Raw genomic sequence first — 14,614 nt, forward strand, 5'->3', positions numbered from 1 at the left:
GCCAATTGATTTCCACACACTTGTAGGCCAGCCCTCAAGCGATAAGCTGCGTTTATGCTCTACAAACTATTTCCCGGCTTGCTCTGGCTGCAGGGATACACGGCCCACACCCTAAGACAAGACGTGGTGTCGGGCCTGGCTATTGGCGTCATGTTGATCCCGCAAAGCATGGGCTACGCGGTGCTGGCCGGCTTGCCACCAGAGTTTGGGCTCTACGCTTCGATCTTTCCACCGCTGCTTTACGCATTACTGGGCACCTCGAACAAAATCTCTATCGGGCCGGTGGCACTGGATGCCATTCTTATTCTTTCCGGGCTCAGTGTGCTCGCCGAGCCCGGTTCTGATCAATACCTTCAGCTTGCGATTGAATTAACCCTTCTGGTTGGCTTGATTCAGTTTCTGTTCGGGCTGCTGCGTTTTGGATTTATCGCCAACTTTCTTTCCTATCCGGTTGTTGTGGGTTACACCTCAGCGGCGGCCATCATCATTATCGGCAGCCAACTTCAGAGCCTGACTGGGGTTCATGTCGAAAGTGCCAACGTGCTCGACCTTTGCTATCAGCTATTACTGAGAATTGGTGACTGGCATGGCATTACGGTGGGAATTTCTGTAGCCAGTTTGCTGTTTATTTTTCTTTGTAAACGCCGGGCACCCAAGGTGCCGAACACGCTCATTCTGCTGGTTGGCACCATGCTGTTATCCGGGCTCTTCCATGCCGGCCAGGCTGGTGTTGAGGTTATTAATTCTGTGCCTCAGGGCTTCCCTTCTCTGCAATTCCCCGAGCTCAGTATGGCAAAACTCGGCGAGTTACTTCCGGTGGCATTTACCGTAGCCCTCATGGGCTTTGTAGGCACCATGTCGATTTGCAAATCCCAGGAGTCGCCAAAGGACAAGCGCAGTGTACAGCCTAATCAGGAGTTGATTGCGCTTGGCCTGGCCAATGCTCTGGGCGCCATGTTCCGAAGTTTTCCTGTTTCTGCCAGTTTTTCACGCAGTGCTGCCATGCGCGAGGCCGGGGCGCTGACTCAAATATCAGGGCTCATCTCTTCTGGTCTGATTGCCATTACAGTGGTTTTCCTTACACCACTATTCACCGACTACCCCCTGCCGAAAGCGGCACTGGCAGCAATTATCGTTATGTCTGTGCTGGGGCTATTCAAGTACAAAGAGATAAAGGGATTGTTCCAACAGGACAGGAGGGAGTTTCTGATTCTGCTGGTTACCTTTGTTATCACCATTTTACTGGGCGTACAGCAGGGCCTGCTTATTGGTGTGGCTGTGTCTTTGATGCTGGTGATTTATAACAGCACAACCCCACACATGGCTGAGCTTGGGAAGCTTGATGGCGAAGATCTTTATCGCAACATCCACAGATTCGAAAGCATTAGCGTGCGTAAGGATTTGCTGATTTTCCGCTTTGATGCGCCGCTCTATTTCGCCAACAAAGACTATTTCAAATCCCGGCTATACAGCCTTATCAAGAAGCGGCCGGAAGGTGCCTTGAAAGCGGTGATACTGGATGCTCAATCTGTAAGCAGCATCGACAGCACCTCCCTGATCATGCTGGAGAGCGTGATCGAAAATCTGCAGGAGCAAGGGATTGAGTTTTATCTGGTTAGCCTGATAGGCCCTGTGCGCGACACGCTTACACAATCAGCGGCACTGCGTGAGTATTTTCTGGCCGAACACATGTTCCCCCAGATACCAGATGCGGTGCTGTACATTGATCAGGGCATCAGCTCCCGCGCCTCAATTGCCAAACAGAGCAATGCAGCAAAGGCGCGGCGCGTCAAAAGCTAGCTTGTGGCAACCAGCTCCTGTTTCTTACGCTCAATGGCTGCTGGTCCGCCAGCAGCCAGCACAGCAGCGCCATAAACGCACACCGCCATAACCAATACGATTGGCAACAAGGTTCCACCAGCCAGGGTGGCTGACAGTGCACTTATCGCACCCGCAATCGTGAACTGTGCAGCACCCAACATTGCTGCTGCAGTGCCGCCAAGATGGGGAAAAAACTCCAGGGCATTGGCCATGTTGTTGGGAATAATGGCACCCATAAATCCAACCGCAACAATAATGCAGCCAGCTATAACCCAGTATGGCGCGCCCGCCCAGGCACATATAATCAGTGCACTGACAGCTACAGCCTGCAGAAAAACACAGGCTCTGAGAATCCGCACCGACTCATACTTGTTCAGCAGGCGGCGGTTAAGCAGATTCAGGCCAGCCATAGCCACTATGTTTGCAGCAAACAGGCCTGAGAACATGGAATTTGAGAGCCCGAACCACTCCTGGTAAATGAAGGATGCGTGGGTGATAAACACCATCATGGAGCTGAAGCACAGGGCTTGCAGACCAACAAAGCGCATGGTTACACCATGGCGGAGTACCAGCCCATAGTTGGTGATCAATGTAACTATTGGCGTGCGCTCTGTTTGCCGGGCAGGTAACCGCTGGAAAAGCATAAAGTGCAGAACAACGGCTAGCAGGGCTGCGTAGCCTGCCAGCATAAGGAAGATCACGTGCCACTCGCTAAAGTACAGCAATGCTGAGCCTATGGAGGGGGCGGCGGCAGGCGCGATAAACATAACCAGGCCAATCAACCCGAACAACCGGGCAGCATCCTGACCACTGGTTTGATCGCGAACAATGGCTGGCACAGACACTGCACAAAAGGCACCACCAATGCCCTGAACGATTCGCCATCCCAGCATGTTTGTAAGCGTTTCCGACTGGGCAACCATGTAGGCGGCAATAGCAAACACCAGCAGCCCGGCGAACAATATCCGCTGCCGGCCATAGCGGTCGGACAATGGCCCACCCAGCAACTGCGCAAGCCCCAAAGCGCCAATATAAGCGCTCAGCGTGAGGCCGACGCCTCCATGGCCAACACCTAATTCATCAGCAATTTCCGGGAAGGCCGGTAGGTACGCATCAAGTGCCAATGGCCCCAAGGCAACGGTCATGCCTAGCAGGACAGCTAGTTGAAGGTGGGACATAGGGGTTGTATTCAAATCGGTATCCAAATGAGAGAGGCCAGGCAGAAGATGCTGAAACCGTGGATTGTTAGCGTGCTTACAACTTAGCAGTCTAGCGCATAGCAGCAAAATACACTCCCTTAGTGACGGAAATCACTGAGGGAGCATCACAATCATCATAAGGAATACAGAGCAGGCTAGCCTTACTACTTATTGATCAAGCAGCTCTATCCAGTGCTGCACCGGCACTTGGGCTTTGGTCTCAAGGTGCATTTGGCAACCTACGTTGGCCGTTACAATGCAGTCAGGGTTATCCACCGTCAGTGCTTTGAGCTTATTGCCCAGCAGTTTCTGGCTTAGTTCTGGCTGCAACACCGAATAGGTACCGGCAGAACCACAGCATAAGTGCTTGTCTTTGGTGATGGCCAAGCTGATGCCTGCCTTGGTAAGCACCTGCTCCACAACACCGCTCTGCTTCATAGCGTGCTGAAGTGTGCAGGGGCAATGAAAGGCAACTTTGCCAGAGGTGTTCTGCACCTTGAGGCTTTCGAGGTCCTGTTCTAGCAAAAATGCACCAAGGTCGGTGCATAGCTCGCTGACCTTAGCGGCTTTAGCTGCGTAAACCGGGTCGTTTCTTAACAAGTGCCCGTAGTCCTGCACCATGGCGCCACAACCTGAGGCGGTCATAATCAGCGCTTCTGCGCCGGATTCGATGGCTGGCCACCAGGCATCGATGTTCTGGCGCATGCGCTCCAGGCCCTTCTCGTGCTCTGAGAGGTGGTAGTTCACCGCGCCACAGCATCCGGCTTCCGGGGCTTCGATCATGGTGATGCCGAGCTTGTCCAGCACTCGAGCGGCAGCGGCGTTGGTGTTCGGTGTTGCAGATGGCTGTACACAGCCCGCCAGCGCCAAAACTATTCTGTTGTGGCTTGCGGCGGGCCAGGGGCTGGCCTGTTTTTTCGGGGGTACTTTGGCTCGCAGTTTGGCGGGCAGTATTGGGGCGAAGGTTTGCCCGAGTTTCAGCAGGTATCCAAACAGTACCCGGTTGGGGACTACTCGCGCGAGCGCCCAGCGCATCCACTTTTCTTTCGGGGGGCGTGGCAGTTCTTTATCAATAAGGTCGCGGCTGATATCCAGAAGGCGACCGTACTTAACGCCCGAGGGGCAGGTGGTTTCGCAGCTGCGGCAGGTTAGGCAGCGGTCGAGGTGTTCACGGGTTTTTTCGGTAACTTCGGCGCCTTCGAGGAACATTTTCATGAGGTAGATGCGGCCTCGGGGGCCGTCGCGCTCGTCGTTCAATTCCTGGTAGGTGGGGCATGCTGCGGTGCAGAATCCGCAGTGGACGCAAGCCCGCAGTATGGCTTCTGCTTCCTGTCCTTCTGTTGTGTTGGCGAACTGTTGGACTATATTTGTTTGCATATCGTGCCTGCTAAAGCTTCAAAATCGGTGGTGTCGCGATGAGGCGGATAACTCTCTGAAACACGCTGTGAATACTTCCCTGTACGCTTGGCTACGCCATCCATGGCTTCGCACAGTTTCAGAGAGTTATCCGCCCCATCGCTGTTCTGACTTTGGCGAATCTACATCCAGCTATATAACCTGCCCGGGTTAAATATTCCGTCGGGATCAAATGAGTTCTTCACCCGCTGCTGAATCCTTTTAAGCGCATCAGGCTGGCTGTGCATCACTTCACCACTTCTGTCGCCACCCCGGAACAGGCCTACCTGCCCGCCAGCGACGCGAGCCAATGGTTCCATATCGCTCAGCTGTCCCGTACCCCGGAACCAGCGCTGGGAGCCTGCCCAGTCTATGAACCAGTCGCCTTCGATGGCGGGGTTCGCAGCAGTGGAGTTAACGGAGAATCGCCATAGCGCTTCGTCGCTTCCGGTGAAGAAGTCGTGCTGCATGTCTTGTACTGAGCGCCAGAATTCTGCGCCTGCTTCCATTACCTCACCACTCCACTTTTCTGCGGTGGCTTCTACGGCTGTTTTGGCTCCGGAGAGGCGTAGATAGACTTTGCCGTCTACCCAGCAGGCGGCTGTGATGGGTTTGGGTTCGGCTGAGCGGCTGTTCATGTAGTGGAGGACTTCGTCCATGCCCACTTCCTGCACTAAGGTCATGCTAGCGGCGGGGCTGGGCATTACTTTCAGGCTGATTTCAGTGATGAGCCCCAAGGTGCCTAAAGCTCCGGCTTGAAGTCGGGAGACATCATAGCCGGCGACGTTTTTCATCACTTCGCCGCCAAACCGCAAATGCTCGCCTTTGCCGTTAATCAGGCGAATGCCCAGAACTTGATCTCGGACCGATCCAGTCCAGGGTCTGGCTGGGCCAGACAGGTTGCAGGCGAGTGTGCCACCAATGGTGGATTCTGGGCCAAAGTGAGGGGGTTCAAAGTGGAGCGCTTGGCCTTGTTCGGCCAGCACCGCTTCAATGTCAGCCAGGGGCGTGCCTGCACGTACGGTCATTACCAACTCTACGGGATGGTAATCCACTATGCCTGTGTGCTCGCTCACGTTGAGGGTGCCGGCATCTGCACTGGGCTCCCGGCCGATGAAGGCTTTGGTGTTGCCGCCCACTATGTTGAGCTTCTCCCCGCCAGCGCGGGCCTGGAGCACTTGCTCCTGCAGTTGTTGAGAGATATCAGCCATGTTGTGCGGCTTCCGTATGTTCGTGCTTGTGTTGTTTGTATTCGAGCGACCGATATTCCTGACAGTACTTCAGCGCAGGCACAGCTTTGCCCGGATTGAGAATGCCTGTTGGATCAAACGCGGCTTTCACATCGTGAAATTGCTGAAGTTCTTCATCGTTGAATTGAATCGCCATTTGGCGAATCTTCTCCACGCCCACGCCATGCTCGCCGGTAATACAACCACCAACATCCACACACATTTTCAGTATTGCCGCACCAAAGGCTTCGGTACGCTCGAACTCTCCCGGCACGTTTGCATCAAACAGGATCAACGGGTGCAAATTGCCATCACCGGCATGGAATACGTTGGCGACTCGCAAGCCGAACTCTTGAGACATTTTGTCCATCTCAGACAACACATAAGCAATGTGTCGGCGGGGAATGGTGCCGTCCATGCAGTAGTAATCAGGGGAAATGCGCCCGACTGCAGGAAACGCGCATTTCCGGCCCAGCCATAACAGCGCCCTCTCCTCTTCGCTTTGGGAGGTGCGAACCGAGGTGGCGCCAAGCTTTCGGAAAACCTCTTCGGCCTCTGCAATGTGCTCGTGAACTTCTTCTTCGGTGCCATCCACTTCGCAAAGAAGCAGCGCTTTGGCGTCTCGGGGGTAGCCGGCACCGGCAAAGTCGTCGGCTGCCACAATGGCGTAGCCGTCCATCATCTCCAGGCCGCCTGGAATTATGCCGTGGGAAATAATGCCACCAACGGCATCACCCGCTTTTTGTACGCTATCGAAACCGGCCATCACTACCTGTGCCACTTCAGGCTTGGGCAATAGCTTTACTTTAACTTCTGTTACCACGCCCAGCAGGCCTTCCGATCCGGTTAGCAGAGCGAGTAGATCCATACCACAGCTATCCAGCCCGTCGCTCCCCACAGTTACCACATCACCTTCAGCGGTGACTATTTCCACACTGAGGAGATTGTGTACCGTCAGCCCGTACTTCAGGCAGTGCACACCACCAGAGTTCTCCGCCACGTTGCCACCAATGGTGCAGGCAATCTGCGACGAAGGATCGGGGCCATAGTAAAGACCGTATTGAGCCGCCTCTTCGCTGATAGCGAGGTTGCGAACTCCAGGTTGCAGGCTGGCCGTTCGTGCCAGCGGGTCGATGTTCAGAATGCGATTAAACTTGGCAAGCGACAGCACCACGCCTTCCTTGTTCGGCATGGCACCGGCACTGAGCCCCGTACCCGCTCCGCGGGCAACAACCGGAACCCCATGCTTATGGCAAATCCGCATGATCCGCTGCACCTGGGTTACGGTTTCCGGTAGCACTACCAGCAACGGCATTTCGCAGTACATGGACATGCCGTCGCATTCGTAGGGCTTCATGGTTTCGTCATCAGTGATAACGAAATCTGCATCAACAAAGGCCCGGAGCTGTTCAGCCAGCTCCGCTTTGCTGATGGTTGGCTTGGTTTTCATAAGGCCTTCCTCAAACCGCCTGTTTCAGCCTCGTTGGGCTGCAAAGTAATCAAGCCCCGCCTGGGCGCAATCCATGTCCTGCTGTGGCGTGCCGGAACTCAATCCGATACCACCCACAACCTCGCCATCGACGATCACGGGCAAACCTCCACCCACAGAACTTACGCGCCCGCCTACTTCTGTATGGATACCAAAAGCCAGGCTGCCAGGTACGTTAACGGCATTGTATTCATGGGTTGCTTTCCTGGCCGCTGCCGCCGTGAACGCTTTGTCCTGGGCAATGGTAACGCTCGTGATTTTGCCTCCATCCATGCGCTCGAAGGCAATCACGTTGCCAGACTCATCAACAACCGCGATGCACATGGGCACTCCGATTTCCCGGGCCTTTTCAGCCGCCCCGGCAATCAACAGCCGGGCTTCGGCCAGATCAAGTCTCTTGATAGTTAACATGTTACTAACCTCCAGAATGGATCAGCCGTAAACCAGCCCTGGCAACCAGGTAACAACACCCGGAATAGCGATGCACACCATCAAACCAAAGGCTTGAATGGCAAGGAACACCAGGGAGGATTTGAAGATAGTGCCCATGGATATTTCCGGAGGGCACACGCCACGTATGTAAAACAGTGCATAGCCAAAGGGAGGGCTAAGGAACGACATCTGCATGTTCACCAGATACAGCACCCCGAACCAGAGCACGACGTCATCACCCTCTACTGGTGGCAATCCGAAAAGGCCTTCAAACGTCAGCGCTTTCACAATCGGGATGAAGATAGGAACAGCCAAAAGCAGGATGCCAACCCAATCCAGGAACATGCCCAGCACGATCAACAGTCCCATCAGCAGAAACAGAATGCCGTAGGAGGACATGCCGGTACTCAGAATGGAGTCTGTTACAAACTGCTGGCCACCCTGCAGAATGTAGAAGCCAACGAACACAGAAGCCCCGAACATGATCCACAACACCATGGCAGAGGCTTTAGCCGTGGTTATGGAGGCTTCACGCAGGCCACTGATATTGAACTTGCCGTGCATGATGGCAACCACAATGGCACCGAATGAACCGATACCCGCGGCCTCAACCGGCGTGGCTATGCCACCGAACAGCAGCCCAAGAACCAGCGCCACCAGAATCAGAGGAGCAATCAAACCTTTCAGCAGAAGCAGCTTTTCCCTCAGGGAAATACGCTCATCAACCGGAACAGGAGGCCCAAGGCTTGGGTTCAGCCAACTGCGAATCAGAACATACGCAATATATAGGCCGGAGAGCATTAGCCCGGGAATAACTGAACCCAGGTAAAGCTCGCCCACCGACTGCTGCGCTACCACTGCATAGAGTATGGCAAGAATGGACGGTGGGATAAGAATACCCAAGGTACCGCCCGCCATAATGGAGCCAATGGCAATTTTGTGGTCGTAGCCACGCTTCAGCATGGCAGGCAACGCGATGATTCCCATGGTTACAACCGCAGCACCGATTACGCCAACCATGGCAGCCAGAAGCGTAGAGGCCAGTATGGTTGCTGTTGCAAGACCACCACTTAGGCCGCCCATCCATTTGTAGACCACACTGAACATTTCCTCGATCAGCCCGGCACGCTCCAGCATGGACGCCATGAAAATAAATAGCGGAATCGCAGCCAGATCGGAGTTGGTCATCATCGGGAATATGCGGCTGGGCACGATGTTGAGCATCATGGAATCGCCCACCAGATACACAAACAGCACCCCGAGGCCGCCCGTAACGAAGGCCAGTGGCAAGCCCATCATCAGGGCAACGAAAAGCGAGCCAAACATCAGATAAGTAAGCAGGCCGATTTCAACACTGGCAAGGCTGCCAGCAAATTTGAAAAGGAATTTCTCGTCGCTGAATGGATCGTAGAACAGGATATTGATCATCTCGACACAGATGACAAACCCGAACCCTATGGTGGCCAGAATCATCAACCAGGTGCCGAGCTTACCCGACAGAGTAGGACCTGAAGCAGTCGGTGTACTGGTAGTCATGCGACACGCTCCTGTCCCAGGCGAACAAACAGGACAATATCCTTAATGAGCTTGGATATGCCCGCGAGCAGCAACAAGGTGGAGCCAAGCATCATCATGCCTTTTACCGGCCAATACTGAATGCCCCAGGTCTCAACAGTGGTTTCATTCATGGAGTATGAATTCTCGAAGAAGGTCCAGGAGGTAACCATGAGTACCAAGGCAAACACGAAGAAGAACATTGAAGTGAAAATATCCATGCCAATCCTGCCCCGCACCGGCAAGAGGTTGTAAACCACATCCACTCGCACATGAGCGCCATGGAGCATGGCAAAGGCGCCTGCCAGCAGGTACTGCATCCCCAGCAACAGGAAGCTGGCTTCATGCACCCACACCGTGGGCTGGTTGAACATGTACCGCATGACAACTTCGAAAAAATAGAAAACCACTGCGTTGACCGTCCAAAAGGCGACAAACTCGCCAGATTTCTCACTGATCCAGTCAATAATGCGGGTAAACCAGTTACCTTCGAACTTCAGGTAAACCAGAGGGTCATCTTCCATAGCCTGCAACTCACCTGGCGTCATGCCAGGCTCTGCGGGTTCGCCGCCGCGAGCGCAAGCCCACTTATGCCATCCCATCATGATGAGCGGCATCACTGCCAGCCAGCCCCAATACATCCAGTGCGGCATTACAAATCCGAAGCCTTCCAGATCAGACATGTCGTTACTACCTCAGCCATAAAACGGGGAAGGAGGCGCTCCGCTTTTCAAGAGCAATCCCTAGCCTTCCCCACTGTGCTTTTATTGTTGTCAGATAACGCAGGCTTACTTGCCTTTGACGCCTTCCAGATCAGACTCGCTCACATAACCAACGGTGTCGTTCATCATGTACTCAAGCTGCATGTCGAAGATGGCGCGGGCATCCTCATCCTTGTTTGCCCACTTGTACCAGATGGGAATCGCGGCACGGCGGAACTCGGCAAGGTCATCCTGGCTGAGGCGGGTTACCGTATCGCCGTCGGCCCGGAACTTCTTCATGGCTTCGATGTTGCGCTTCTGAATGGTGAGGTAGTGAATCTGGGAATAATTGCGGACTTCATCCTCAACCAGTTTTTGCAGTTTCGGATCAAGGTTGTTCCAGTTTCGCAAGTTGACGGTGAGGTCCATCAAGTCCACTGGCTGGTAGATAGACATAACACCGGGAGGGCCGAACATGATGTAGTCGGTTACCTGGGAGAAGCCCAGCTCATAGTTCACCGCCGGGCCAACATAATCCGCCGCATCAATGGTGCCTTTCTCCAGTGCAGGGAAAATATCAGAGCCGGGTAAGCTTACAGTCGAGACACCAAACTGCTGGAACACTTCGGCGACCATTCCGCCGGGCACACGAATCTTCATGCCCTTCAAGTCGCTCAGTTTGTTAACCGGCTTTTTGGAGTGAATGATGTTGGCATCGTGCTGAATGGGGCCTACGTAAAACAAGCCATACTTTTTATAGATTTCCCGGGTCTTTTCCAGCATACCCATGGAGTAGAACATGGTGTCCCACTGGTGCGGCTGATCCGGGCCTGCAGGATATGAAGACAAAAACACCGATGCCGGAATCTTGCCAGACCAGTACAGGGTGAACGGGTTCATGCCTTGCAGCACACCATTACGCACGGCCTCAAACAGGGCGTTGTTATCGGCAGCAACCGCCTTGGCCGGGAACGGCTTGAAAATAAGCTCTCCACCGCTTTTTTCCTTGATGCTCTCGCACCATTCTTCAAACAGGTCGTAACCGACAGTGCCTGCATCCCAAACTGACTGTATTTTCCAGGTTGTTGCAGCGTGAGCCTGGCCTGCCCCCATCATCAGCACACCCGCCAGAGCGGTGCCAAGGGCTGCCGTTTTCAAAAAACTCCGGCGTTGCGAAACTGCGCCGGCTCCGCAATTATTTGTATCGATCTTGCTCGGTTTCATTGGGACATCTCCGCTGAAATTGTTGTTATATTTTTTGTAGAGCTCTGAGCAACACCGGTTTCATACCCGGCATCAGAAACGATATTCGTTGGCGGTACCTGTTTAGTCCAGCACAGAGACCACTGGTCAGACCAGTTTCTGTAACTGGCAAAATGGACGAATGCGGCCCAATCGGCCATATTCAAAGGGCTGTCGTATTGCAGGCAGCATTAACCTGAAAACAACAATGACGATCGACACTGGTCCGACCAGCGTCCCCGCAGGCAAGAAAATGGCTATTTCACGTGAAGTTTCGTACCGGCTGGAAAGGCTCATCCTTGATGGAGGGCTAGCGCCAGAGCAAAAGATCCCCTCAGAACGGCAACTTGCAGCACGGCTTCGGGTTTCGCGGTCGGTGATTCGCGAGGCACTTCATGAACTTCAGGGGCGCGGAGTTATTGAAACTCGCCACGGCAAGGGCTCCTTTGTTTCCACAATGGTGCCCGGGTCTGACGACCTTCGTGAGCAAGGCCCCCTGATGCACCTTTTTGAAGGACACCCACGAACCCTTTACGATTTGCTGGAAGTTCGTGAACAGCTGGAAGGGCAAGCAGCGTTCCTGGCTGCCAAGCGTGCAACTAGTTTGGATCATCATCGGATCACCAAAGCCTACAGGGCGTTGGAGGAAACCGACCCGCTAAGCAATGCCCGGCCAGATCACGGTTTCCATCAAGCAATTGTTGAGGCTTCGCACAATCCGATTCTGGTTCATGTACTTAACAGCCTCAAAAACATGATGCTGATGACAGTGCAGGCATCTGTCGCCAACCTGAACCCCAGGGCCGAAAAGCGTAAGAAAATTGTGCAGCAGCATCGCCAACTCTATGACGCCATTATGGCTGGCCGACCCGCAAGCGCACAGAAAGTCGCCATGGCCCATGTACGCTTTGTAAGTGAATCCATGCGCGACATGGAAAGCGAAGGCAGCGAGCTTATACGCATTCCAGTTTTGCCGGAAACAGCGGGGAGCTCACACCACATTAGCGGCTGAAACCAGCAAAATGCTTGCATTGAGCACTCATTACGCCACAATACGTGGTCTCAATTACAGGCGCTGAAAAATAACAATACTGTGTACGTAAGGCATTGATTTCTTCAACCACAGTCCGTAAAACAAGCGCCTTGATTTCCAGTTTCAGGAGCCATCCATGGCGGACCAAGCGCCTTTGATCTGCAAGGACATACACAAAACCTTTGCCGAGCTTGAAGTGCTCAAAGGTATTTCACTTGAGACCCGCAAAGGCGATGTGGTTTCTCTGATCGGCAGTTCCGGCTCAGGCAAAAGCACCTTCCTGCGCTGCATTAACCTGCTGGAAACTCCCACCTCCGGTGACATCATTGTTCACGGCGACCCCATAAGGTTTACCAACAACCGCAAGGGCGAGCGAATTCCCGCGGATAACAAGCAGGTAGAACTGATCCGCGCCAAGCTTTCCATGGTTTTCCAGGGTTTCAACCTCTGGTCTCACATGACGGTGCTGGAAAACATTATTGAAGCGCCAATCAACGTGCTCAAGGTTCCCAAAAAGGAAGCCATTGAGCGGGCCGAGGCGTATCTGAACAAGGTGGGTATATATGAGCGCAAGGATTATTACCCGGCCCAGATGTCCGGCGGCCAGCAGCAGCGGGCAGCCATAGCCCGAGCATTGGCCATGGAACCGGAAGTGATGTTGTTTGACGAGCCAACCTCAGCTCTGGACCCGGAGCTGGTTGGGGAAGTATTGAGAGTTATGCAAAGTCTGGCCGAGGAAGGCCGCACCATGATCGTAGTAACTCACGAAATGGCATTTGCAAAGGATGTGTCGACTCAGGTGCTGTTTTTACACCAGGGCGTTATCGAGGAACAGGGAACACCCCGGAAGGTGTTTGATAACCCTGACTCGGAGCGCATGAAACAGTTTCTGGCTCCCAAGTTCTGACAGGCGGTGCTATCTTTATCGCTGTTGGACATATTAGTTTCCAAAAAAATAACGCCCTAGAGGCGATACACTGGAGAAGTGACACATGAAAAAACTGATGATTGCAGCAAGCTGCGCGCTGGCCATGTTTGCTACAAGTGCACAGGCAGACGAGCGTAATTTGCGCATTGCTTTCGACGTACCTTATGAACCGTTCGAATACAAAGATGAAAATGGTGAGCTGACAGGCTTCGAAGTTGATCTGGCCGCTGCCATGTGTGAAGAAATGAAGGCTGACTGCGAGTTTGTTATTCAGGCTTGGGACGGCATGATTCCTGGCCTGCTGGCCCGTAAATTCGATCTGATCATGTCCTCCATGTCGATCACCGAAGAGCGTGCTGAGCGGGTTCTTTTCTCTGAGCCGTACTACAACACCCCCGGTGGCTGGTTTGGCCCGGACAGCTTCAGCGCAGACGTTACCGACATGGACGCCATGGAAGGTAAAACGGTTGGCGTTCAGCGTGGCACCACCATGGATACCTTTGTTACCGAGGAAATGAGCGGCGTCGTAACCATCAAGCGTTACACCACCGCAGATGACATGGTTCTGGATCTGGAAGGCCAGCGTCTGGATGTGGTTTTCGTTGATTACCCGGTAGGCGAGCAAACCGTTCTGACCAAGAAAGGCTTCAAGGAAGTCGGCGAGCCCGTAAAGCTGGGTGAAGGCGTTGGTGTTGCCATGCGCAAGCGCGACAAAGATGTTGCCGAAGAGGTGAACGCGGCCCTGCGTAAGCTGAAGGAAGACGGCACCTACGATGCCATCATGAAAAAGTATTTCGCTTACGACGTAAAAGTCTGACCGTTAAGATCCGATACTTCCAGCTCCAGGGGTAGCCGTAGTGGCTACCCCTGACTACCGGACACTCCCATGTTTGATCTGAAAGGCTATGGTCCGGCCCTTTTGAACGGGGCAGTTGTTACCGTAGAGCTCGCTTTCCTGTCTCTTGCTCTGGCACTGATTCTCGGGCTTATTGGCGCGGCTGCAAAGCTGTCAAACAGCCGTGTGGCTGTGGGCATTGCGACCACTTACACCACCCTGATTCGTGGTGTTCCTGATCTGGTGATGATGCTGCTGTTCTATTATGGTGGCCAGGTGGGCGTGAACATGCTCTCCGACTATATTTGGGAAACCTACGAAGTCGACTTTTTCTTCCAGTTCAATCCGTTCATTTCTGGCGTGATAACCATTGGGCTGATTTTCGGCGCCTACATGACAGAAACCTTTCGAGGTGCCTTTCTGGCGGTTGAAACCGGGCAGATTGAGGCGGCGCGAGCCTACGGCTTTAGCAAATGGCACACCTTCCGCAGAGTGATGGTTCCACAAATGTTGCGCCACGCCCTACCCGGCATTGGCAATAACTGGCAAGTTTTGCTCAAAACCACAGCACTGGTTTCTATTATCGGCCTCACGGATATGGTGCGTGTAGCAGAGGAAGCAGCCAAGGCGGAACGCATGCCCTTTCACTTTTTCATTCCGGTGGCGTTTGTTTATCTCGCCCTCACGGCAGGCTCCGAGCTCTTCATTAAGTGGCTCGATAAACGAGCCAATGTCGGCGTGATTCAGGAGACTTGA

General features: G+C 53.7%; 13 protein-coding genes. 5 read left to right on the top strand and 8 right to left on the bottom strand.

What is annotated here, in order from left to right; all coding sequences use genetic code 11:
* The first annotated feature begins 54 nt into the window (after positions 1–54).
* Positions 55–1,800: a SulP family inorganic anion transporter gene (locus FE848_RS11355; protein WP_200202919.1), complete on the top strand. Its 1,746-nt coding sequence runs from the start codon at positions 55–57 to the stop codon at positions 1,798–1,800.
* Here FE848_RS11355 and FE848_RS11360 read toward each other — a convergent pair.
* The 8 genes from FE848_RS11360 to dctP all read right to left on the bottom strand — a co-directional run bounded on the left by FE848_RS11360 (position 1,797) and on the right by dctP (position 11,044).
* Positions 1,797–3,014, bottom strand: coding sequence for a multidrug effflux MFS transporter (locus FE848_RS11360; protein ID WP_227715304.1), 1,218 nt, complete (start codon positions 3,012–3,014; stop codon positions 1,797–1,799). The two genes, FE848_RS11355 and FE848_RS11360, sit on opposite strands and share 4 nt — an antisense overlap.
* 174 nt (positions 3,015–3,188) lie before the next feature.
* Complete coding sequence (gene glcF / locus FE848_RS11365) at positions 3,189–4,397, bottom strand: glycolate oxidase subunit GlcF (RefSeq protein ID WP_200202920.1); 1,209 nt, start codon at positions 4,395–4,397, stop codon at positions 3,189–3,191.
* A gap of 161 nt (positions 4,398–4,558) precedes the next feature.
* Complete coding sequence (gene glcE / locus FE848_RS11370) at positions 4,559–5,626, bottom strand: glycolate oxidase subunit GlcE (RefSeq protein WP_200202921.1); 1,068 nt, start codon at positions 5,624–5,626, stop codon at positions 4,559–4,561.
* On the bottom strand, positions 5,619–7,094 hold the full coding sequence (locus FE848_RS11375) for an FAD-linked oxidase C-terminal domain-containing protein (protein WP_200202922.1): 1,476 nt from the start codon (positions 7,092–7,094) through the stop codon (positions 5,619–5,621). Before FE848_RS11375 ends, glcE begins: the two co-directional genes overlap by 8 nt.
* Before the next feature lie 24 nt (positions 7,095–7,118).
* Positions 7,119–7,544 (bottom strand): GlcG/HbpS family heme-binding protein, encoded by a 426-nt coding sequence (locus FE848_RS11380; protein WP_200202923.1) that lies wholly within the window; start codon positions 7,542–7,544, stop codon positions 7,119–7,121.
* Between the two features lie 21 nt (positions 7,545–7,565).
* Positions 7,566–9,101, bottom strand: coding sequence for a TRAP transporter large permease (locus FE848_RS11385; RefSeq protein ID WP_200202924.1), 1,536 nt, complete (start codon positions 9,099–9,101; stop codon positions 7,566–7,568).
* On the bottom strand, positions 9,098–9,802 hold the full coding sequence (locus FE848_RS11390; RefSeq protein ID WP_200202925.1) for a TRAP transporter small permease subunit: 705 nt from the start codon (positions 9,800–9,802) through the stop codon (positions 9,098–9,100). The genes FE848_RS11385 and FE848_RS11390 overlap by 4 nt, the downstream gene beginning before the upstream one ends.
* A gap of 105 nt (positions 9,803–9,907) precedes the next feature.
* Positions 9,908–11,044: a TRAP transporter substrate-binding protein DctP gene (dctP, locus tag FE848_RS11395; protein WP_200202926.1), complete on the bottom strand. Its 1,137-nt coding sequence runs from the start codon at positions 11,042–11,044 to the stop codon at positions 9,908–9,910.
* Between the two features lie 271 nt (positions 11,045–11,315).
* On the opposite strand from dctP, the gene FE848_RS11400 reads away from it, so the two are divergent.
* From FE848_RS11400 to FE848_RS11415, 4 genes are all read left to right on the top strand, one after another.
* On the top strand, positions 11,316–12,074 hold the full coding sequence (locus FE848_RS11400) for an FCD domain-containing protein (protein WP_200202927.1): 759 nt from the start codon (positions 11,316–11,318) through the stop codon (positions 12,072–12,074).
* 157 nt (positions 12,075–12,231) lie between these two features.
* Positions 12,232–13,002 (top strand): ABC transporter ATP-binding protein, encoded by a 771-nt coding sequence (locus FE848_RS11405; RefSeq protein ID WP_200202928.1) that lies wholly within the window; start codon positions 12,232–12,234, stop codon positions 13,000–13,002.
* A gap of 85 nt (positions 13,003–13,087) precedes the next feature.
* Positions 13,088–13,840, top strand: a complete 753-nt coding sequence (locus tag FE848_RS11410) for a transporter substrate-binding domain-containing protein (RefSeq protein WP_200202929.1) — start codon at positions 13,088–13,090, stop codon at positions 13,838–13,840.
* A 69-nt stretch (positions 13,841–13,909) separates the two neighbouring features.
* Complete coding sequence (locus tag FE848_RS11415) at positions 13,910–14,614, top strand: ABC transporter permease (RefSeq protein WP_200202930.1); 705 nt, start codon at positions 13,910–13,912, stop codon at positions 14,612–14,614.

Source organism: Marinobacter sp. 1-3A, from assembly GCF_016597775.1.
GTDB classification, from domain to species: Bacteria; Pseudomonadota; Gammaproteobacteria; order Pseudomonadales; family Oleiphilaceae; genus Marinobacter; species Marinobacter xiaoshiensis.